The 21,688-nt window shown below is 43.0% G+C and carries 19 protein-coding genes; 15 read left to right on the top strand and 4 right to left on the bottom strand.

Features of this window, described 5'->3' with window-relative positions:
* Nucleotides 1–42 precede the first annotated feature (42 nt).
* Nucleotides 43–1,128 (top strand): SLATT domain-containing protein, encoded by a 1,086-nt coding sequence (locus HC026_RS09295; protein ID WP_168925689.1) that lies wholly within the window; start codon nucleotides 43–45, stop codon nucleotides 1,126–1,128.
* An 8-nt stretch (nucleotides 1,129–1,136) separates the two neighbouring features.
* On the top strand, nucleotides 1,137–2,408 hold the full coding sequence (locus tag HC026_RS09290; protein ID WP_168925688.1) for a nucleotidyltransferase: 1,272 nt from the start codon (nucleotides 1,137–1,139) through the stop codon (nucleotides 2,406–2,408).
* Between the two features lie 707 nt (nucleotides 2,409–3,115).
* Here HC026_RS09290 and pdxT read toward each other — a convergent pair.
* The gene (gene pdxT, locus HC026_RS09285; protein ID WP_456300134.1) at nucleotides 3,116–3,664 is read right to left on the bottom strand and encodes a pyridoxal 5'-phosphate synthase glutaminase subunit PdxT; all 549 of its coding nucleotides are present in this window, start codon (nucleotides 3,662–3,664) and stop codon (nucleotides 3,116–3,118) included.
* 15 nt (nucleotides 3,665–3,679) lie between these two features.
* A complete protein-coding gene (gene pdxS, locus HC026_RS09280) occupies nucleotides 3,680–4,564 on the bottom strand; it encodes a pyridoxal 5'-phosphate synthase lyase subunit PdxS (protein ID WP_168925687.1) in 885 nt (294 codons plus the stop codon).
* Nucleotides 4,565–4,677: 113 nt separating this feature from the next.
* Here pdxS and HC026_RS09275 point away from each other — a divergent pair, with 113 nt between their 5' ends.
* Entirely contained in the window at nucleotides 4,678–6,111 is a 1,434-nt protein-coding gene (locus HC026_RS09275; protein ID WP_168925686.1) for an aminotransferase-like domain-containing protein, read from the top strand.
* A 75-nt stretch (nucleotides 6,112–6,186) separates the two neighbouring features.
* On the opposite strand, the gene HC026_RS09270 is transcribed toward HC026_RS09275, so the two are convergent.
* Both HC026_RS09270 and arsB read right to left on the bottom strand, forming a co-directional pair.
* A complete protein-coding gene (locus HC026_RS09270) occupies nucleotides 6,187–7,029 on the bottom strand; it encodes a zinc ribbon domain-containing protein (protein ID WP_168925685.1) in 843 nt (280 codons plus the stop codon).
* Nucleotides 7,030–7,621: 592 nt separating this feature from the next.
* Nucleotides 7,622–8,665 (bottom strand): ACR3 family arsenite efflux transporter, encoded by a 1,044-nt coding sequence (gene arsB / locus HC026_RS09265; protein ID WP_211089464.1) that lies wholly within the window; start codon nucleotides 8,663–8,665, stop codon nucleotides 7,622–7,624.
* A gap of 290 nt (nucleotides 8,666–8,955) precedes the next feature.
* Here arsB and rsgA point away from each other — a divergent pair, with 290 nt between their 5' ends.
* The 12 genes from rsgA (at nucleotide 8,956) to HC026_RS09205 (ending at nucleotide 21,667) form a co-directional block, all read left to right on the top strand.
* Nucleotides 8,956–10,026 (top strand): ribosome small subunit-dependent GTPase A, encoded by a 1,071-nt coding sequence (rsgA, locus tag HC026_RS09260; RefSeq protein ID WP_168925684.1) that lies wholly within the window; start codon nucleotides 8,956–8,958, stop codon nucleotides 10,024–10,026.
* 182 nt (nucleotides 10,027–10,208) lie between these two features.
* Complete coding sequence (locus tag HC026_RS09255; RefSeq protein WP_168925683.1) at nucleotides 10,209–10,538, top strand: PadR family transcriptional regulator; 330 nt, start codon at nucleotides 10,209–10,211, stop codon at nucleotides 10,536–10,538.
* Nucleotides 10,531–10,869 carry a DUF1048 domain-containing protein gene (locus tag HC026_RS09250; RefSeq protein ID WP_168925682.1) on the top strand — a complete coding sequence of 113 codons (339 nt, stop codon included), beginning with the start codon at nucleotides 10,531–10,533 and terminating at the stop codon, nucleotides 10,867–10,869. The genes HC026_RS09255 and HC026_RS09250 overlap by 8 nt, the downstream gene beginning before the upstream one ends.
* A gap of 27 nt (nucleotides 10,870–10,896) precedes the next feature.
* Nucleotides 10,897–11,850: an alcohol dehydrogenase catalytic domain-containing protein gene (locus HC026_RS09245; RefSeq protein ID WP_168925681.1), complete on the top strand. Its 954-nt coding sequence runs from the start codon at nucleotides 10,897–10,899 to the stop codon at nucleotides 11,848–11,850.
* Between the two features lie 128 nt (nucleotides 11,851–11,978).
* On the top strand, nucleotides 11,979–12,521 hold the full coding sequence (locus tag HC026_RS09240; RefSeq protein WP_168925680.1) for a phosphoribosyltransferase family protein: 543 nt from the start codon (nucleotides 11,979–11,981) through the stop codon (nucleotides 12,519–12,521).
* A gap of 319 nt (nucleotides 12,522–12,840) precedes the next feature.
* Nucleotides 12,841–14,013: an aminotransferase class I/II-fold pyridoxal phosphate-dependent enzyme gene (locus tag HC026_RS09235; RefSeq protein ID WP_168925679.1), complete on the top strand. Its 1,173-nt coding sequence runs from the start codon at nucleotides 12,841–12,843 to the stop codon at nucleotides 14,011–14,013.
* 68 nt (nucleotides 14,014–14,081) lie between these two features.
* Nucleotides 14,082–14,741: a hypothetical protein gene (locus HC026_RS09230; protein WP_168925678.1), complete on the top strand. Its 660-nt coding sequence runs from the start codon at nucleotides 14,082–14,084 to the stop codon at nucleotides 14,739–14,741.
* A gap of 176 nt (nucleotides 14,742–14,917) precedes the next feature.
* Nucleotides 14,918–17,884 (top strand): KxYKxGKxW signal peptide domain-containing protein, encoded by a 2,967-nt coding sequence (locus HC026_RS09225; RefSeq protein ID WP_168925677.1) that lies wholly within the window; start codon nucleotides 14,918–14,920, stop codon nucleotides 17,882–17,884.
* A gap of 209 nt (nucleotides 17,885–18,093) precedes the next feature.
* The gene (locus HC026_RS09220; protein WP_168925676.1) at nucleotides 18,094–18,750 is read left to right on the top strand and encodes an ABC transporter ATP-binding protein; all 657 of its coding nucleotides are present in this window, start codon (nucleotides 18,094–18,096) and stop codon (nucleotides 18,748–18,750) included.
* Entirely contained in the window at nucleotides 18,743–19,525 is a 783-nt protein-coding gene (locus HC026_RS09215; protein ID WP_168925675.1) for an ABC transporter permease, read from the top strand. The genes HC026_RS09220 and HC026_RS09215 overlap by 8 nt, the downstream gene beginning before the upstream one ends.
* A complete protein-coding gene (locus tag HC026_RS09210; protein WP_168925674.1) occupies nucleotides 19,522–20,199 on the top strand; it encodes a type 1 glutamine amidotransferase in 678 nt (225 codons plus the stop codon). Before HC026_RS09215 ends, HC026_RS09210 begins: the two co-directional genes overlap by 4 nt.
* 187 nt (nucleotides 20,200–20,386) lie before the next feature.
* Nucleotides 20,387–21,667, top strand: a complete 1,281-nt coding sequence (locus HC026_RS09205; RefSeq protein ID WP_332871180.1) for an MATE family efflux transporter — start codon at nucleotides 20,387–20,389, stop codon at nucleotides 21,665–21,667.
* The last annotated feature ends 21 nt before the right edge of the window (nucleotides 21,668–21,688 follow it).

Genomic DNA, 21,688 nt, shown 5'->3' with positions numbered 1-21,688 from the left:
TTGCTATGATTTATAGTAGTTCCACGTAAGGAGACTATAAAGATGGATGACAAAATGGTAAGATTCAACCTTGAGTCACAAATTCGGGAAGCATTCGGGCGTGTACAATATACTTATACGACGCACTTAAAACAGGTTGATCGTTTACGTAAGAGACAAGCATGCGTGAAATGGTTGAAAATAATATTATCTGCAATTTCAACCAGTGGGATTTTAGGTACTATTCTGATTAATAGTCTTATTTTAAAGCTACTCAGTGCTCTTATTTCTGCCGGCTTAACAGGAGCAACTTTATATTTCAAAGATTTTGATGTGAGTGAAGAAATTACGAGTCATAGTAAAACTGCTAATGATCTTTGGCAGATTAGAGAGGACTACGTATCATTGTTGACAGATTCACCTAGTCTACAAGTTACGGATATTCGTCAAAAACGTGATGAGTTTACAGAAAGAACAAAGGACATCTATGATACATCAATGAAAACGGACCCTAAAAGTTACCAGTTAGCACAGCAATCTCTCAAATACGGAGAAGAGCAGCATTTTACAACCTTAGAAATTGATAAAATGTTGCCAGAACATTTACGTCGTTCTCAAATAACTGTTAAGAATGGTACTGTAAAGACGTCTATCAGTTATAGTTACCAAAGGCAAATCTTAGATACTTTTGTTGTTGGTTTATTTACACTTCTAGCAGTGATTCTTGGCGCTCTCTCTGGTTCGGTTATTATTGAAATGGTGACTAAAATAGCGTCACCATGGTATTTTTGGATAATTGTTACTACAGGAACAGTATTATTAATTGTTTTTCTGTACTTGTGGAATAAAGCGATGTTAATAATTGCCAGTAAACTTTCTGAACATGGCCTTTTTGGAGGGACAATTCAAAATAATAATCCTGTTTTGCAATATCAACGAGCGGAGACTGATTGTTTGACTCTTCTTACTGTGAACTTAAAAGTGATTGCAGGTTGTGCAATAATGCTGCTTTTTTTAAGTTATTCTGGAGTCAATAATTCATTTGAAAATTGGGAACAATTTACCGCTCTTAGTTTGTCAATAATTTTAATCGATATGAGTATTGTTGACTTATATCATTGGAAAAAGACTGTGGGAAAGGGAAAATAGGTGTAAGAATGGTAGATAATGATACTGAGTTCCGAAGCTTTATCAGCCGAATAAGTGAAACAGATGATGAAAAGAAAAACTTTGATACCACAATATCTGAGATTAATAATGTTATTAATGATCATTATTATGATGAATCTAATGATACTCATGTATTGAAAGTCGGGAGCGCAGGTCGAAATACAAATATCAGTGCTACAAGTGATCACGATGTACTTTGTGTTTTACCAGCAGGCGTAAAAGAACAATTTAATAATCGGCAGCACGGTCAAACTGATTTATTACAACAAATCAAGACGCTTCTTCAAGAGAGATATTCACGAACCGATATTAGAGGCGATGGTCAGGTCGTTGTAATAGCCTTAAACAAGGGGACTATCGAACTTGTACCTGGGTTTAAGCGCTCTGATGGACAATACGATTATCCTGATACACATGATGGAGGAAGTTGGCAACAAACTAATCCAGATAATCAAATTTCTCAAGCCAATTGTGATAATATTAATTCATCTGGGAAATACACTGAAGTTGCTAAGGCGATTAGGGCATGGCGTGATCACGTTGGCGTTCCATTAAAAGGAATTGTCATAGACAGTATTCTTGACATGTGCTATAAAAATGAGCCTTCTTTATTGATGGATTCTCATTATATTAGTCATCTTAAAGCTTTTTTCGGAACTGCTGCAAGTATGAAAAATGGAAGAATTATAGCTCTGGGCACTAATGAAGAAATGGATAACGAAGATTTGAGATTTATCGAATATTCTAAGAATGCATTAGCGGCTATTGAAGGTGATGAAGAAGGTTCAAGGGAGCTGATGATTCAGCTATTTGGTACTCAGTATGATCCTGAGCGACGAGCTACTGATGAGCAATACGTTGAGGAAAAATTTAATTTAAAAATCACATATCAATTGAAACTTGACGCTAAAATTTTGCAAAATGGATTTCGCCCATTTTATTTGCAATCTTTTTTGGCTCGCAAACATCTTTTAAAAGTTAATCGAAAAATTCATTTTTTTATTGCCGATTCAAATATCCCTGAAAGTATTAAAAGTAACGTTAAATATTATTGGAAGGTCAGAAATACTGGTGAAGCAGCTAAAGGACGAGAGAGAGGTATGATAGTGAAAGGTGAAGAGACTCAGGATGAGAGAAGTGATTTCAATGGAGATCACTATGTTGAGTGCTATGCAGTGAGAAGGGGCGTAGTGATTGCCAGAGGTCATATTAGAGTTCCAATTGATAGTTATCGTGGGACTGATGAGGGAGTGCTATAAGTAATACTTGGAGATTAGGCTGCCAAACTTCGACATCTAAAAAACATGTGGTTACGTTTGAAGGATAGTTGAAAAATAAGAAAATTACGACGATAACTTGTCGGTTTCCTACTTTTTCGAATCGTATCGACGGGACTCATGGGGCTGTGAAATTGCAGTTACTAAAAAAAGATTCTATGATTTTTGCGTTTTTTCAACTCATCAACGCAAAAAATATTACACAACAAATATTACACAACAAATATCAGGACTTGTCAGCCTCTTTTCACAGTCACGATTAAATTCATTAAACAGTGTATTGGTTTCGTACTCTAGTTGATCACTGATGTATATTGAGTGGCCATTTCTGATGCTAAAACAATTGTACTGTCATATCCCATTCTGAATAATACAAGAACATCCCTAGCTAAGTTAATAACTAGGGATGTTTTTTGACGCAGTACAACCTAATTTTGCCACAGCTTTATAGCTGCGTCCACAAGAGCAAAGATACTCAGTAGATATCGGATACCCTGTGATAGTAGTTGTTAGGCCCTATAGTTTTCCAAATTCAAGTTCATTTTCATCGTTTTACCTGGTCTTATTTCAGCATCATAAACGCGCTATTTCTCTAGGTAAAATGATTACTTTTATTATCATTGACTCATTTTTAATTTAGAATTGAAGTTACTGCTAGTAAAATTTTAGCTAGTACTATTCACTAATGGTCAAATCATCTTCTCAACAAAGTACCGATGAAACCGCGTATCCCCAGTCAATTCTGGATGAAACGAAGTGACCAGGACATGATTTTGCTGAGCAGCCACAATCCGGCCGTCGGCTAAGGTGACCAAAGCTTCAGCAGGTTGCTGCACCTCAGAAAGGTAAGGGGCACGGATGAAGATTCCGTGATAGGGTTTCGACCATCCTTTTACCGTCAATTCAGTTTCAAAACTCTCTCTTTGCCGCCCAAAGCCGTTACGTACTACGGTTCCCTTTAAACCATTCAGTAAATCTGGTTGAGCTAGTAGGACCAGACCGGCACAGGTTCCAAAGACTGGGAATCCCTGTTGAACTAGCTTTTTCAACGGTTCTAACATCTGTTCGCGTACTAACAGTTTTCGAATCGTGGTACTTTCACCGCCAGGAATGGTTAACCCGTCAAGCCCTTTCAAATCTGCTTGAGTTTTAACCGATCGCGGGGTTACGCCACACGCTGTTACCATCTTGATATGTTCACTAACTGCACCTTGAAGTGCTAATACACCAATAACCACACGCATCACCTCCGTTTAAATCCCACGGTCAGCCATTTTCTCGTCATCCGTTAAAGTTGAAATGTCGATTCCCTTCATTGGCTTACCCAAATTTTCTGAAACTTTGGCGATCAATGCCCAATCGGTTGGGTGTGCAGTTGCTGTGACGATTGCCTTAGCAAACTTGGCGGGGTTCTCAGAGTGAAAAATACCGGAGCCAACAAAGATACCATCAGCGCCTAAGTTCATCATCAAAGCGGCGTCTGCGGGAGTGGCAACACCACCAGCCGCAAAGTTGACAACGGGTAATTTACCTAAATCGTGAACTTGTTTCACTAGGTCATAAGGTGCGCGCAAGTCGCGGCTAATTGACATCAATTGATCAGGGTTTGCGCCAGCTACGTGACTAATCTGTTCGTTCACTTTTTCCATGTGACGTACTGCTTCAATAATGTTACCCGTGCCGGGTTCTCCCTTAGTCCGTAGCATTGAGGCGCCTTCGCCGATTCGACGGAGTGCTTCACCTAAATAACGGCAGCCGCACACGAAGGGAATTTTGTAATCATTTTTATTAATGTGGTAACTGTCATCTGCGGGAGTCAAGACTTCACTCTCGTCTATGTAGTCAACCCCGATGGCCTCCAGAATTCGGGCTTCAGCAATGTGGCCAATTCGCACTTTCGCCATGACCGGAATGGTGACAGCATCCATGATTGCCTTGATCATCGCGGGATCAGACATCCGTGCCACACCACCAGCTGCTCGGATATCTGAGGGTACCCGCTCCAACGCCATCACGGCAACTGCACCAGCAGCCTCCGCAACCTTAGCCTGTTCCACGTTAGCGACGTCCATGATGACGCCGCCTTTTTGCATCTGTGCCATACCTCGTTTTACTGTAGTTGTGCCTGTTTCTGTCATAATCAAGCCTCCATCTCTAGAAATTAGTTTCATACTAGGACACAGCGTTTATAATGGAAACAACCAATTGGATGGTAAATTACCCATCCAATTTAATTAAAGAGGGTGACAGCATGCAGTGGCAACTTCCAGGTGGTTCACAAGCGTTATATATCAAAGTGATGACGCTGATTACCGATGGCATTAATAATGGGAATCTGATTCCGGGTCAGCAGTTACCGGCAGAACGGCAATTAGCGCAAATGCTATCAGTGAATCGCTCAACCATTCAACAAGCGTTAAACGAACTGGTCAGCAATGGGATTTTGACCCGAAAACGTGGTAGCGGTACTTGGGTTAGCATGGATAAGTGGGGAATCTTAACTGAAAATGTCAATTGGCGAACGTATCTTGCCGCTAATCGGTTTGGCGATCCCGAGAGTTATTTGCAGCAACTACGGGAACTGGAGTCAGATCCGGAAGCAATCAATCTGGCGCACTTTAATATTCCTAATAAAATGGCGTTACCCATCTCGCTAAATCATGTTTCAACTGGACGACTGGTTGAACAAGAGAATCACGTGGATATTAGTGGGGCTGCTGACTTGAAACAACAGTTAATTACGCGGTTATCACCATTATTGCAACACTCATTTAGCGCTAACCAACTACTGATTACATCAGGTGCCCAGCAAGCCTTTTACCTGATAACACAGGGCTTATTATCATATGGTGACGCCATTGCCATCGAAAAACCGTCGTACTTTTATCAGTTAACGCTCTTTCAAGTGGCTGGTATTCGGGTGTACGGAATTCCGCTGATGGCGGATGGCAGTCTTGATCTGGCGACTCTGCAACTGGAATATTACAAACACCGGTTCCGTTTCTTGTTCGTCAATCCCAATGGTCAAAACCCAATTGGGCAGATGATGCCGCTGGCTAAACGTAAAGCCCTGATCAGGATGTGCCAAACGTTGAAATTACCCATCGTGGAAGATGATCCCTTTGGCATCACTTATGCAGTGTCGGACAATCAGTCAGAACCGCCATTAAAGGTCTTAGATCCTGACAACGTGCTTTACATTGGCTCGTTGTCCTCATTAGTCGGTAATCAAGCACGGATTGGCTGGCTTTTGGCGCCATCGTTTATCGTCAATCAGTTAGCCGACATTCGTCAGCAAATGGAATCTGGCATGAGTATCTTTCCACAGATTATTGCCAGTCAGTTTTTAGCGCAGTCGGATCTTCGGCAACAGATTCGGCAACAAGCCGACCAGTTACAGCAAAAAAAGCAACGGTTGCAACAAGCCTTACAGCCGTTCGTTGATCAAAATCAGTTAAGCTACCAGTTACCAGCAAATGGCAATAGTTTTTGGGTGCATCTACATACCCCTCATCCGCTAAGTATCACCGATTACAACCAATTTTTGAAAAGACGGGTGCTTGTCCGTCCAGACTTTTTATTTGGCGTACACCAAAATAATTTACGGGTGGGGTTCGCTAATCTCACCGCAGAACAAGTTCCACAGTTACAGGAGCGATTAAAGCTGATATTAACGAGGTTATAGTATATTGTATAGGCACGTATAAAACCCCGAGGATAGCAAGCCCTCGGGGTCGTTGTGTTTATAATGAGTTAGTCGTTAGCTTCCCTGTCCAGTAACACTCACGTCCTGAGCAACAATTGTAGGTACAGTATTCGAACCACCGGATTGAGTATCATAATCTTCACGACTGCCCAGCACACCCTTGATGGTGACGTAATCGTCCTCAACGGCATCTGTAGTATCTGGATAGTAGACCTTGAAGATATCATCTGCATATTCGTCCGTATACACTAATAACGTAGTAGCGCCATCATCTTCGCTGGCTTGAAGCACCTGAGCGTTTGTGATGTTGTAAGATTCACCATTATAATCATCAGATTTAAGCAGCTCACCATATGAGTAAGTATTTTCAGCTGCTTCTGTAGCGTCGTAATCTGACGAGGATATGCCTGCGACAGCTTCATTTTCAAAATCCCCAGTATCTTCGGAGTCATCGGTATCAGAATCATCTGTATCATCATAATTGTCTGAATCATCTGTATCATCCGAACTTGAATTATCAGAACTACTGTTATCATATGAAGCCGACGTTCCGGTCGCGGAGCTTGAACTGGTACTAGCGTGAATTGCTAAACCGATGAAAATAACAACCACTGCCGCTAGAACAAACCAGATTCGTTTATTTTTATGTTTCGACTTCTTGGGGCTGTTTATTTTCTGTTTGGTTAAAGCACCAGCTGAACTGGTTGCAGTTGTAAAGGTGTTCCCTAGTTCGTTATCTTGATTGTCATTACTTTTGTGATTGTCGGATTGATTGTATTGGTTATCTCCCCTTGGAGCATCTCTTTCAACAGTAGGTTGCTTTGTGCCACAGTACAAGCAAAATTCGGCATCACGAGGTAATTCTTTGCCACAGTTGGTGCAGTATCTATTTTCCACGATATAATTCCCCTTAATGTAACTAAAATAAGTGCGTAAAACTGTCTGAACGTATTTCATCTTGTCTTCTACGAGTAAACAGGTAGATAGGGTTAGATGACTCGTAAATAAATCAAAGTAGAACGGTTGAGAAAATAATGATATACAGCCTAGAATCAACTCCAATCTTTTATTTGTCATCTGGTTTTGATGAACAAATATTAAATTTGAACGACGAATATAATTAAAAGGTATTGTGTACTTACACACAAATGAAAGGAACAGTCAACTCCCCTTAAAATCTTATTCGCCGATCCAACCGTAAACGCTTTTTGAATTCTAAGAATGATTACTGTTGAAATCTCATGACGGTTTTCGTATATGCTTGTCATTAATTTCAACTTCTTATTGATTAAATACGTTTACGGTTTACATAAGGTTTAAGTATATCAAAAATGAGGTCAAATTGGGATTGTTTTGGTGAATATTAGTCATATGCAAAAAAACATACACGGGCATTAGGTCTTAAGCTCATGTATGTTGCTGAATAGGCACCGCTCTAGAAAAAATATACTGTAATCATTGGTTGCCTATTTTTCTTCTCAAATGAATTTCAAGCTGGCCAATTCAACTTATGATGCATATATAACGCCACATTCACTAACCCCAACATGACTGGAACTTCAACAACCGGCCCTATAACCGCGGTGAAGGCTTCCGGTGAATTAATCCCAAAAGCACCAACGGCGACAGCAATTGCCAATTCAAAATTATTGCTGGCGGCTGTTAGTGACTGCGAAGTGGTTACGGCGTACGAGTGTTTCATATGATGTGAAATAGCAAAGGTAACGCTGAACATAATGATAAAGTATAGAATTAGTGGAATGGCGATGCGGATCATGGCTAACGGTAAAGCCACCACTTGTTTTCCTTTGATAGCGAACATGACGATGATCGTGAAAATCAGCGCCCAGAAGGTGAGATGGTCAATTTTCTTCAGATAGACGGATTCAAACCAGTCCCGGCCGCGCCAGTGAATCAACAGATAGCGGGAACTGATGCCAGCGAGAAACGGCACGCCAAGGTACAAGCCAATACTTTCGGCAATTGCCGCCATTGAGACGTCAACGTGCTGGGCACTTAACCCAAACCATCCGGGTAAAACCGTGAAAAAGATATAGGCAAATGCTGTATAAAAGACAATTTGAAAAATTGAATTTAAAGCGACCAGTCCGGCTGTATATTCGTTGTCACCATGGGCGAGTCGGCTCCAGACAATTACCATTGCAATGCATCGAGCGAGTCCGATTAGAATCAAGCCAGTCATGTAACCAGGTTGATCACGCAGAAAGATGATTGCTAAGGCAAACATAAGGAGTGGACCCACGATCCAGTTTTGAACTAGTGACAAACTCAGGGTTCGCCAGTCACTAAACACGTGCCCTAATTTTTCATACTTAACCTTGGTCAAGGCTGGATACATCATCAAAATTAAACCAATGGCAATCGGGATGGAAGTTGTACCCACTTGCAGTTGGGTAATGACCCGAGTAACTTCAGGTAATAACATCCCCACACCGATTCCCACAAACATTGCGATAATGATCCAGATGGTTTCATAACGATCGTATTTTGAGAGTTGTTTTGAGTTTTTCAAAATTAACGCCTCCACTTAGTTTTAATGGTAGTTCAGGTCTGTCAGGTGGTCAATGTATCGTTGTTTCTCGATGACTGTTAGTGGCCGAATAGTGGCGGTTAGCAACGTAAGAATCGCTGAACAGCATGACCGTAAACATGCGCAATGAGGTTGTGATTTTGATAAATTTTGGTACAATATGTGCAATAAGGCGATTCAACTCGCCACAGAAAGGATGAACGTGTATGTTGGGCATTGTAATGGGCGTTGTTACGTCACTGGAGGACTACAAGGCTTAGTTCTCCGCGGTTATGGAGGACAAAACAATTAAATTAACAGAATATGGCGCCAGTGAGGCGCAAAAACCGACGAGCGGTTTAAGTTTAGCTCGAGTCATTGCCACGAGTCATCAGCAATACACGATTGTGACTGAGCAGGGTCAATTCACTGCACAGGTGGCCGGTCGACTAATCAATTTCGCTAACGGGCCGGAAGACTTTCCAACGGTTGGTGACTGGGTAGAGGTCAGATTGCCAAATAATTCAGCAGACGCTGCCACGATAGAACGATTGAATGATCGCACCACCGTTTTTCTACGAAAGGCAGCTGGTCGACGGTCGGCAGCACAACTCGTTGCTGCCAACGTTGATTGGCTCTTATTATGTATGGCGCTAGACGCTAATTTTAACGTACGTCGATTGGAACGTTATTTAGCCATTGCTGCAGCTTCGGGTGCGCGGTCAGCCATTGTGCTCACTAAAGCCGATAAAACAAGTCAATTGGCGGAACAATTGTCTACAGTTGCAGAGGTCAGCGGAGGTGCGGACGTGATTGTCTGCGATGCGACCAATGAGAACGGCATGGCAGAACTAACCGCATTTATGCAACCCAGGCTAACTTATGCTTTCTTGGGTTCTTCTGGAGTAGGAAAAACGACACTGATCAATCATTTGCTGGGTAAGCAGAGTTTGGCGACCGCAGCAGTTCGAGCAACTGATGATCATGGTCGGCACACCACCACAGCCAGGCAGTTGGTCAAATTACCCAACGGCAGTCTGGTCATCGACACGCCGGGAATGCGCGAACTGGGTTTACTGGAGGCGAATCTAGACTCGACGTTCTCAGATATCACTGAATTAGCTAAAAAATGCCGATTCAATGACTGCACACATCAGCAAGAGCCTGGTTGTGCAGTGCAACAAGCGGTCGCGGATGGGCAGCTTTCTGAGGCTCGTTTAGCCAGTTATCGCCAACTTCAAGATGAACAGGCGAATAATCAGCTACGTGGCAAAGAACGAGAGAACGCCAAAATTGAGCGGATGTTCGGTGGCAAGAAACAGATGAAAGCTTTTTTGAAAGAAGTTCGCCGAAAACGAAAATAGTGTCTATATAAAATGATGTGATAACTCTCATGGTATTTGCCATGAGAGTTATTTTTGTTGACAGCACTACTACCTGTTGTTATTATGTACTGGTACATTGTAATAAAGAGTAGATATGATTAAGCAATAGATTTGCTACTATTCCAGCAATACTAACTAGTATTACAAGGTAGGCGATTGAATTGAAAGGTTTAACTGAATTATTAAAGGGTGCATTAGAAGGCATCGTTCTTCAGCGAATTAGCCAAGGCGAAACTTACGGTTACGAGATTACCAATTATCTGGTTGACCTTGGCTTCGAAGATATTGTTGAGGGCACGGTCTACACAGTGCTCCTCCGGTTGGAGAAAAAGGGGTTGCTCACCGTTGAAAGGCGGAAGTCTGAAATGGGGCCACCCCGGAAGTTTTACTCGCTCAATGAAGCGGGGCAGGCGTATTTGAGTGAATTTTGGCAAAAATGGGAGTTTCTAACCACTACTATGGCAAGATTAAAGGAGAGATTAAATGGCTAATTTATGGAATAACATTGTTGGTGATAAAAAACGCTATAAACAATTTAAGGCAGACGTGCAAGCACTTCCCGAAGCATATGCACAAACCCTCACAGCATTGCAAACCTACATTTGGAACTTTGCTAAGAGTGGCGCTATGATGGACGTGTTAGAAGAAATCCTGCACATGTTTCAAGAAAGTGCTGCGGAAAATGTACCAGTTCAACAAGTAATCGGCGACGATCCCGTTGAGTTCGCTGAAAATATTATGACACAGTATCCGGAAGAGTTATGGCTGATCAAGTACCGCACGCGGTTGCGCCAACAAGTTAAAAAGGCGGAACAGCTTTAAAAAGTAAAATGAAAGGAAGTTGTCATAGTGAAAGCAATTGTCATTGAAAAAGCTGGCGGTCCAGAAGTTTTGAAGCTAAAAGAAGTACCTACGCCAAAGGTTAAGCCTGGCTGGAGCTTAGTTCGGGTTAAAGGATTTGGCATTAATCACTCCGAAATTTTTACCCGGAACGGCGAGTCGCCAACCGTTAAGTTTCCGCGAATTCTTGGTATTGAATGTGTTGGCGAAGTGGCTGACACCACGGAGCCAAATCGGCTAAAAGTTGGCCAGAAGGTCGTCAGCATCATGGGTGGCATGGGCCGCGACTTCGATGGCGGTTATGCAGAATATGCCTTATTACCAAGTGAACAGATTTATCCAGTGACCACTAATTTGTCTTGGCCGGAGTTAGCAGCAATTCCTGAAACTTACTTTACTGCTTATGGGTCAATGAAGAATGCCCACATTGATACCGCAAAGAGTTTACTGGTGCGTGGTGCCTCTAGTGGCGTTGGCAGTGCGGCAATTAAATTAGCTAAGGTGATGAATCCTTCGGTGACTATCAGTGGTAGTACTCGACATGAAGAAAAATTCGCTAAACTCAGGGCTATTGGTTGTGATAAGCCAGTCTTGGATAAGAATGGCAAAGTCCAAACTGAGGATCATTTTGATGCCATTATCGAATTGGTTGGCTCAGCCACATTGACTGATTCCCTGTCGCATCTGAATCAGTATGGCTATTGTTGCATGGTTGGTGGTTTAGCCGATCAATGGACAGTGCCAGATTTTAGTGCATTCGTCATTCCAAATGGGGCTAGTTTAACCACTTTTGGTTCTGGTATTGCAAACAATGATTCAGCGTTCAATGATATGCTGAATTTGATTGAAAATCACCATATTGATGTGAAGCCAACCAAGACTTTCGATCTAGCCCATACAGGTGATGCACAAGCATTTCTAGAATCAAGTGATAGCTTTGGCAAAGTTGTTGTTCTTCCTTAATGCAAAGAAAATGGTCGATTTCTGACGGTAACCAGCTTTTACTATGTTCGGTTTAAACTTGCTGATGATTGTTCTATTCTATGACTGTAATTAACAGACAGAATTAGCAGAATAAAGGAGTTGTCCTCATGCCCAAGACTTACCATTTACAACTTGGCCCACTAGAACGTGATCTGCCACTAATTACCTTGCCAAATGGGGTGACCATCGCCTCGTTTGTTTTATTGGGTGATGCTGAATTGACGCATTATGCAGCTGAACAGCTGTTAAAGAAGATTAAAACGGATACTTTTGATTATTTCGTAACTGTTGAGAGTAAGGGGATCCCATTGGCCCAAGAAATCACGTGGTTGAGTGGGCATAAGCGGTATATAGTTCTCCGCAAGGCTGTTAAGGATTACATGGTTTCACCACTTACTATTCCGGTAGAAGCCATCACGACTTCCGCGAGCCAGCAGCTGGTTTTGGACGGAACGGATGCTGCTAGATTGAAGGGAAAACGGGTTATCATTGTTGACGATGTCATCAGTTCCGGCGGTTCACTTCAAGCTGCCGAACAGCTGATGCAGAAGGCAGGAGCTCAAGTAGTTGACCGGCTGGCAGTATTGGCTGAGGGGTCAGCAAAGAATCGTGAAGATATCAAATTTCTTGGAACGTTACCACTATTTTGAACCCTTGAGGGGATTGTACTTTCGAGTACGATCCTTTTTGCTTTTATCGCAAGCTGATTAAAATACAACTGAGAATTAGAATATTATTTGAATAAGCTCTAGGAATTATTCTGTAAAGCTGTTATATTTGGTTTATTAGCAGGAACTTTTGTAATCTAATCAGAACTTAATTGAGTCGTTTTTAAACTTGATTTCAATATTCAAAGTGGTTTTATTAATTGCCATTTGGAGATAACTAAGCCCTTGTGTATTGAATCAGGATAGGTTTTATTGGATGTTTTTGTGAAAAAGGTAACAGTATACTTGGAGGTATCACTTTATGGACATTAACGAATTGAATCCTGACGTTTTGTCAGTTAAACCATCTGCCTTACGGGCGTTTGATCATGAGATCAGCGCGGATCCGGAGATTGTTAAATTAACCCTTGGGGAACCCGATTTTAACGTGCCAGAACACATCAAACAGGCAGCCATTGATTCAATCAATGCTGATCAGTCGCATTATCCCTATTATTGGGGGATTCAAGAATTACGTGATGCAGCTTCGACTTATTATCGTGAAAAATTTGGCTACCAGTACTCTGCTGATCAAATTGTTTGTACAGTTGGCGCGACAGAAGGTTTAGCGGCTTCCTTTAAAACGCTCTTTCAGCCCGGTGATGGGATTTTGATTCCAATGCCAGCTTACCCAGTTTATAAGGCGATTGCGGGTATTAATCACTTAGTCCCGATTATGGTAGACACCACCGATACGGGTTGTGTGTTGACACCTGAACAAGTGAAGGAAGCTATTGCCACTCATCCGGAAGTTACGATTAAGGGTGTTGTCATTACGGATCCTTCTAATCCAACCGGAGTCGTCTATTCAGAGGAACAGTTGGCTGCACTGGTGCCAGTCTTCCGTGATAATCATATCTGGATCATTAGTGATGAGATTTATGGTGAGCTGACATATGGCGTCAAGCATTATTCATTATCTAAGTGGTTGCCGGAACAAACGATCATTATTAATGGGCTTTCTAAATCACACGCGATGACTGGCTGGCGGATTGGCTTTGTCTTCGGGCCAACCGGCGTAATCGATCAAATCGCCAAGGCTCATCAATTTCAGGTCACCACACCAACTTCAATCGTTCAATACGCTTCGGTTGAGGCACTGACTCACGGGCAAAATGATGCGGAAGCCATGCGTAAAATTTATCAGCAACGCTGTGAATATCTCACGCAAGAGCTAGATAAATTAGGGATGAAGTACGTTAAGCCTCGCGGTGCTTTCTATATTTTTGTGAAAATACCAGAAGAATGTCACCAAGACAGCTTTACTTTTGCTCACCAATTGGCGAAAAACTATCACGTTGGATTAATGCCAGGTGCCCCATTCGGCGATCCACAAGCGCTGAGAATCAGTTATGCTTCCAGCAACGAAAATCTACATGCAGCAGTAGATGCTTTGAAGAAGGAATTAACTCGGGTTGGTGCCATAGCAGAATAATCAACTAACACCTCGTAACCACGATTTAATGGTTGCGGGGTGTTTTTTGGATTTGTATGATAATCTTGATGCGAAAGAAAGAAGCTGATCAAATGTTCGACCACAAAAATGAACAGACTGTTTCTGAGATGATAGCCGGTATTAAAAATCAGCAGCAACGACTTCAATTAACCAATCGAGCGGTTCTAGATTTCATGGGCATTCCAACAACTAAGGAAGCTGATTTTTTCACGGGTAAGTTTAGTCGCACTGATTATGACCAAACGTTACATACGTTAACTGTGATTGAAGAATCGTTAGCACAATTGTCAGTACCATTAACTGCTTATCTGGCGCAATTAAGGGCGTTGCCACTACATAATATTTTTTTACGAAACCGGTATGCGTTTTGGTTTGCAAATTTTATCGAAGCTGGTGGGTCTGCGGAATGGCTTATTCGAGACGCCAAGGAAAATGGTTTTGAGGTTATTGAGCAAATTATCTGGAGCGCTAATTTACTAGTCAGCACAGCGGGGGTTGCTCATATTCAGACGCATCAAAAACAGTTAGTAGTGTTATCGGATGAAGAATACCAAACGATCAGCGTGATCATGAACCAATTCTCCACCGCTTCACCACTATTTTTTCACAATCTAAGACAATTACAGACACATGGCTTGATCACTGAATCTTCGGCATTTAAGCCGTATTGGAATCAGTTCGCAAAGTTACAAGTACTCAATAATTAGCAAAGGTTACGAGGATGGGGGGGAGAAAATTTGCGAATAAAACGCTTTCAATTCGATAGCAAATGTATTACACTTTGAGAATAAAAGGTTGATTGAGACAAGTAATGTCGGATGGGTTTGTCTATCAGGTTTTTGAGGAGAAGCACCTTATTTTATTCACTCTAGGGGGGAGAACCATGAAATATGATGAACTGAATCAAAAATGTCGGCACCTTCATCAGGATGAACAAAAATTGTCGTATCACGTGAAGCTGTATAAATCCGGTACGTTTTGGATAGCTGCAGGGATGACTACTGTGGTGCTAGGCATCACCGCGCTGGCTAAAGTGCCAATCGCTAACGCTGCTACTGAAGAGACGACGGCCATTGTGAAGTCAGCTGAAAATGATGTCAGCGCATCTAGTTATCAGCTGAACAGCGAGAATACAGCACAGACGACCACAGCAACAACATCGGCGGTAACCGAGGCAACAACTGCTAGCGATAGTACCGATGACAGTGCAAGTACGGCTAAGACTGCAACTGGGGACGCAGCTGAAACGGCAACTAAGGTCACAAACTTAGGTGACGCAAGCAATACGCAAATCGACCAAGCTAAGGCCATCGCCAGTGACGTCTACGCTCAAACTGGTCAGCCACAGGTTGTGACTGCCGTTGAGCCCCAAGTCGCAGCTACAGGAGAGATCACCATCAAATACGTTGATGAGGACGATCCCACCGCAGTATTATCATTCGACAGAGATAAAGCAGGTTTTCCAGCCACTGCTCCAGCAACGATTACCGGCAGCTACAAAGCCACAACGACAGTTAATCCAGACTTAGTCACGCAGATGAAAGTCAAAAACACCTATGCGCAACCAGTGATTTTAGGGTATACGTTTGACAAATTAGCTGATGGCGATACCTTGAACTTCGCACCAGTCGCTGATGGTAAGACAATAACGGCATACTATAAGAATGCTTCTGTAACTGCCACGACGAGTGAGCCGGGCACAACGGAAACGGAAACCACGCAGGAGAAGACTGTGACGGGACAAGTCACTATCAAGTACGTTGATGAGGACGATCCTACGGCAGTGTTATCATTTGACAGAGACAAAGCGGGCTTTCCAGCAACGGCTCCAGCAACGATTACTGGCAGCTACGAAGCGACAACAACGGTAGGGACAGACTTAGTCACGCAAATGAAGGTCAAGGACAGCTATACCCGACCAGCGATTGATGGGTATACGTTTGACAAATTAGCTGATGGTGACACCTTGAACTTCGCACCAGTCGCTGATGGTAAGATAATCACAGCCTACTATAAAAATAACGCTGCCACTTCAACTACGACTGGCCCAACCACCACAGAGACGCAAACAACACCAGAGCAAACCGTCACTGGTCAAGTGACAATCAGTTATATTGATAAGGATACCCAACAGCCCCTCAAATTTAATAGTGGCTATTCATCAATCCCCGGTGATCCGACTCAAATCAATGGCACTTACTTGGCTGAAACAAAGGTCCCCACGGCTAAATTAGACCAGATATCAGTATCAAGTAAAGTTGCTCAAGCTGAAATCGTCGGTTACAAATTTGTGGGGAATGACACGACGGATCTCACTTTTGTACCAGTAGGTCAAGAAAAGACGATTAGAGCGTACTATGAAAAATTAGCTCCCGTAGTGATTAATTACGTGAACGAGGCTGATCCAACTGACGTGATGTTTCAAATTAAATATGACACGCAGGATCCGGCTGGTTGGATTAGCGGCAGTGCTGACTACAATTTTGACTACGAACCAATGTTTAATGGCTATACGTATGATGAACAAAAGACCCAGGCAGAAAGCGCATTGAAGGGAAATGGGTTTAAATCAATTGACGAAACTGATGGTCAGCCGGTTGTGATCAATGTTTATTACATGAAGACCACTTCTGACCCAAATCCTGGGGCGATGTATATTGACCAACCTATCACGGCAGCCAATACGCCAATCAACGTCACCGATAAAATCACTGGGATGACGACTTCCGGAACTGAATTTTCACATGAAAAACTTCCTGAAGTTTCAACCGCTCAACCGATTTCTGGTGAAGTTGTGAAGATGAACGGTCATGCTGTGAACCAATACCCTAACTACACACTGACTGGCACAATCGGGATCAATTACCAGGATGGCAATCTATCACAGGGGCTGATGCCTCTGGCAGATTACATGCCCAACCAACCAGTTGAAGTCATCTTCCTAGATGATTCAACCGGTCAAATCATTCAACAGGAATCCTATGGTGATTTTGATCCTGAAAATGGTATTCTGCCATCTGGAGAGTATGATACGGGGGTGGTCAACCAGGCCATTCAGCCTCAATTGAGCGAAAAGGGGTATGAGCTTGCTAGCGTATCCGGTAATCCGACTGGCAGGTATGATGCGATGCACCGAATCGTTTACTACGTTTACACGCCTAAATTGGATACCAATTACATTCCTGTCACTCGGCTTATCAACTTTACCAGCTCTGATGGTGCTTTGAACATTAATCCAGTGGCACAGACAGTTTGGTACAAGAAGGTGACTAACGAAGTCACTAATCAGTCGACTTACACGCCTCAAAGTGGATTCTATCAATATGAGATTCCAATCCTTTCTGGTTATTCAGCCACGATTGATGGCCAGCCAGCTACCGTAGTGGCACAGGAAGGGTTGCCTGCAACGACGGGCATGCCAACCAATCAGAGTGTGACGGTGGTCTATGCTAAGCTTCCATCAGTGGCGGTGCCACCTGTTACTGGAGAGGGCACACCGCCTAATGATGACACGACTGTGGTTACCACGGACAATCAAGTACCAATGCTGCCAGCAGAGAAAGGTGACAAACCAACAGGTGGAACCGATACAACTAATGGGGACGCTGAGCCGAAGACAAGTCGTGACGCAGACCAAACGGATAAAACGCCAGCGACTAAGGCTGTACAAGAATCGCAAGATACGAGTAATCAGACTACCCAGATGAGTGATACGGGAAGTTCATCCACAACGACTGGTCAATTGCCGCAAACGAGTGAAACTAATGATGGTGTTTTTGGTTTACTTGGTGCGGTATTGATGTCAATGTTGGGACTGCTTGGAATTAAAAATAAGCGTCGTGATGAATGATTTGGGATAAATTTTAAGAAATTGTAGCTCAACTGGTAGTCTTCAGAATTTAGCACAAAAAGACGTATTTCGATGAAGTTTGTCGGAATGCGTCTTTTTGTGCCAACCTTTTAGCAATTTAATTGCAAACATAACGCACAACGAGTTGCTAGTAAAAAAGCGTTTTCTACGCTAAACTTAGTTCAATAAAACAACTTGGGGGGATCACGATGACGGAACCAATTTTTGACGTTCAGCGATTAGGCTATAAAAATGGTAGCAATCAAATCCTACAAGGAATCACCGTTCAAATTGAAAAGGGGGCTAATTTAACGATTGCCGGGCCATCAGGTTCGGGGAAGAGCACCTTTTTAAGAGTTTTGGCGACTTTACTGACACCAACTGAAGGTGTGGTGAAATTTGCTGGGAAGAAACAGTCGACTTATCCGAAACCCGTTTATCGTCAGCAGGTTTCCTACTGTTTTCAGCAACCAACCTTATTTGGTGAGACGGTCCGGGACAACTTACAGTTCCCGTTTGAAATTCGTAATCAAAAATTCGATCAAAATAAAGCGCTGGCTGGCTTAGATTCGGTAGAATTAAAGGCGGAAATGCTGGATCAGCCGATTATTGAACTATCCGGTGGTGAGAAACAGCGGGTGGCATTGGTCAGAAATCTGCTGTTCAAACCTCAAGTACTGTTATTGGATGAAATTTCGGCAGGCCTTGATGTGGATACAAAGGGTGTCGTTCATCGCTTGATCCAATCCTATCGAGAGAGTGGTGTGACAGTGTTATCGGTCACCCATGATGAATCGGAAATTGCGGCCGCGGATGATTTGCTGCGAATCCGTGACGGAAAGATTGAGGTGCCCGCTCATGAATAATTTAATTGTTAGTCCTACCGCTTTGGCGTTTGCGGTTATTCTGGTCGTGATTGCCTTGGCGATTAACTTAAAGGAAAAAATTGGCTTGGAACGCGATATGATCATCGGTGTTATCCGCGCTGTTATCCAGCTAACGGTAGTGGGTTACGTTTTGACTTACATCATCAGGGTCAATCGTGTCTGGTTGACGGGATTAATGGTCGCCATCATTATTTTCAACGCCGCGCTGAACGCTAATAAACGGGCTAACGGCATTCCCCACGCTTTCGTTATCAGTCTGCTGGCCATTGCCACCGCCACCTTGATTACTATTTTGTTGCTGGTTGTTGCTGGTGCCGTTCGGTTTACGCCTAGTCAAATTGTGCCAATCTCTGGGATGATTGCTAGCAATGCTATGGTGGCAATTGGTTTGGCATATCGCAGCATGAATACCAGTTTTCACGATCAGCGGCAAGGCGTGCTGGAACGATTGGCGTTAGGTGCCAATCTTAAGCAAGCTTCAAAACACATCGTCCAAATGGCCATTCGGACAGGGATGGCCCCGACGATTGACTCAGCCAAGACCGTGGGAATCGTTAGTCTTCCCGGTATGATGTCTGGTTTGATTTTCGCTGGGGTTGACCCCACCAAGGCCATCATGTATCAAATCATGGTTACCTTTATGCTGCTGGCCGCCACTAGTATTGGCAGTGTAATTGCCTGCTATTTGGCATATCCGAGATATTATAATAGTGATATGCAATTAAGTGATAGAAATGGAAGTAAACAACAATGAGAATAAACGTTTTACAGCATACCCCAAGTGAAGGACCAGGCAGTATCGTTGACTGGGCAAATGATCGTGGCCATCAAGTTTATATTTATCATCCCTACCAGTTTAACGGCGTTTTGCCAACCGCTGACGAGACTGATCTGTTAGTGATTTTAGGTGGGCCAATGAGCCCCAACGACGACTTGGATTGGATCAAGAATGAACGTCAATTGATCAAACAACTATTGGCACAGCACAAGCCGATTTTCGGTGCTTGTTACGGTGCTCAACAAATCGCTAAAACACTGGGATATTCAGTTTTAAAGGCGCCCCATAAAGAAGTCGGGTGGGCACCGGTGTATCGGCAAACTGACTTTATTCCTGGGCTTCCCCAACAGCTAACTGCATTGCATTGGCACGAGGAGATGTTTGAAGTCCCTAAGGAAGCTCAGTTGTTATTCACCAGTGATTTGGTTCACAATCAAGGCTTTGTTTTGGGAGATAATGTGGTTGGCTTACAGTTTCATCTTGAACCAAAGTCAATCAACGTGCGAACCATGGTCGTCAATGATGGGCAGTATGCAAATGAGCAAAACGATCTGCACCAGAACGCTGAGGCAATTTTACAAGCACCAGTTCCCACGAATAATAAGTCAGCAATTTATACTATTTTCGATTTTTTAGCTAAGTCAAAATAGTGAGAGTAGTCCGTTTGAAGATCCGTTCAAACGGTTTTTTTCGACTCTTTTCAGTCATAAATCGACTGCAATTTAAACTTATCTTGTGATATTATAAAAGCTATGAATATCAACAGGGGATGATAACATCATTGAGCTTTTCGAGAAAGCGCCGATTCCAAAAGCCTACTTTACACTCGCCTTACCAGTGGTTTTTGGGACAGTAATTTCCATGATTTATAACTTAACCGATACTTTCTTCATCGCGCAAACTCAAAACGCTAATCTGGTTGCGGGGATTACACTTTGCACCCCGCTATTCTCCATGATGATTGCACTAGGGGACATGTTTGGGTTGGGTGCCAGTTCAGCCATTTCCCGATTATTGGGACAAAAAAAGTATAAAATGGCCGGTCGGGTTAATAGTTTTTCATTCTATGGTGCGCTGGCACTTGGCATCATAGTGATGATTTGCCTGTTTGTATTTAGAAAAGAAGGCTTATCACTACTTGGGGTCACGCCTAACACCTATCAATATGCCAATATTTTTTATGAAATTATGGCTGCAGCTAGTGTGCTAATTATCATTTCGCTGGTCCCCATTAACACACTGCGGACTGAAGGCTTGGCAACACAATCCATGATTGGGACGGCATCAGGGACCGTTCTGAAAATCTTCTTGGATCCGCTGTTCATCTTCGGCTTCCACTTAGGCGCCGCGGGGGCCGCGTTGGCCACCGTTGTCGGGTACCTAGTGACTGATACGATTTTAATCGGGTATACCGTTCGCCGGGCGCGTTATTTGCATGTTCACATCAACCAAACTAAGATTCCGTTCAAAGAAGTTCAAGATGTGTTGATGATTGGGTTGCCAGCTTCGGTCACCAACTTTATGACCATGTTGGGAACAGCTCTCATGAATAATTTCCTGATTATCTATGGCGCTACTAAAGTTGCCGGTTTCGGGATTGCCATCAAAGTTGAAACGATTGTCATTATGGTGCTAGTTGGTTTTTGCTTTGGCTCTCAAGCGCTCATTGGCTATAATTATGGGGCTAGAAATAAGGAACGGTTGACCAAAATTATTCAGTTTGACCTGCTAGTTAACGTGGTATTCGCGTTTATCATTGCGTTGGGCTTGATGGTGATTTCTCCCGCGCTTTGTGGGTTGTTCATGAAGGATCAAAGTGTTGTGCATGCCGCAAGTTACATGTTACGCTGGTTCCTCATTACCACGCCGTTCATTGGTGCATCGATGGTTTTCACGACCATGTTTCAGGCGGTGAACCAACCATTTGATGCCTTCGTGATGTCGGTTTCGCGTCAAGGTGTTGTCTTCGCTGTCGTCATCTTTATCATGGCAGCAGTGATGGGCTATCAAGGTGTTATCGTTTCACAACCAATCGCGGACGTGATCACGGCGTTGATTGGGGTAGTACTTTACCGAAGAGAATTCGGTCCTAAAGGTAAGGTCGTTGCAAATTGGTAAGGTATGCCAAACTTAATGGAA

Source organism: Secundilactobacillus angelensis (assembly GCF_012641075.1).
GTDB classification, from domain to species: domain Bacteria; phylum Bacillota; class Bacilli; order Lactobacillales; family Lactobacillaceae; genus Secundilactobacillus; species Secundilactobacillus angelensis.
The sequence above is the reverse complement of the archived record's forward strand: the minus strand, read 5'-3'. Positions and strand labels throughout refer to the sequence as shown.

Coding starts and splice junctions, on each gene's coding strand:
- HC026_RS09295 (WP_168925689.1), top strand. CDS start 43: ATGGATGACAAAATGGTAAGATTCAACCTTGAGTCACAAATTCGGGAA.
- HC026_RS09290 (WP_168925688.1), top strand. CDS start 1,137: ATGGTAGATAATGATACTGAGTTCCGAAGCTTTATCAGCCGAATAAGT.
- pdxS (WP_168925687.1), bottom strand. CDS start 4,564: ATGACAGAAACAGGCACAACTACAGTAAAACGAGGTATGGCACAGATG.
- HC026_RS09275 (WP_168925686.1), top strand. CDS start 4,678: ATGCAGTGGCAACTTCCAGGTGGTTCACAAGCGTTATATATCAAAGTG.
- rsgA (WP_168925684.1), top strand. CDS start 8,956: ATGGAGGACAAAACAATTAAATTAACAGAATATGGCGCCAGTGAGGCG.
- HC026_RS09250 (WP_168925682.1), top strand. CDS start 10,531: ATGGCTAATTTATGGAATAACATTGTTGGTGATAAAAAACGCTATAAA.
- HC026_RS09240 (WP_168925680.1), top strand. CDS start 11,979: ATGCCCAAGACTTACCATTTACAACTTGGCCCACTAGAACGTGATCTG.
- HC026_RS09235 (WP_168925679.1), top strand. CDS start 12,841: ATGGACATTAACGAATTGAATCCTGACGTTTTGTCAGTTAAACCATCT.
- HC026_RS09230 (WP_168925678.1), top strand. CDS start 14,082: ATGCGAAAGAAAGAAGCTGATCAAATGTTCGACCACAAAAATGAACAG.
- HC026_RS09225 (WP_168925677.1), top strand. CDS start 14,918: ATGAAATATGATGAACTGAATCAAAAATGTCGGCACCTTCATCAGGAT.
- HC026_RS09220 (WP_168925676.1), top strand. CDS start 18,094: ATGACGGAACCAATTTTTGACGTTCAGCGATTAGGCTATAAAAATGGT.
- HC026_RS09215 (WP_168925675.1), top strand. CDS start 18,743: ATGAATAATTTAATTGTTAGTCCTACCGCTTTGGCGTTTGCGGTTATT.
- HC026_RS09210 (WP_168925674.1), top strand. CDS start 19,522: ATGAGAATAAACGTTTTACAGCATACCCCAAGTGAAGGACCAGGCAGT.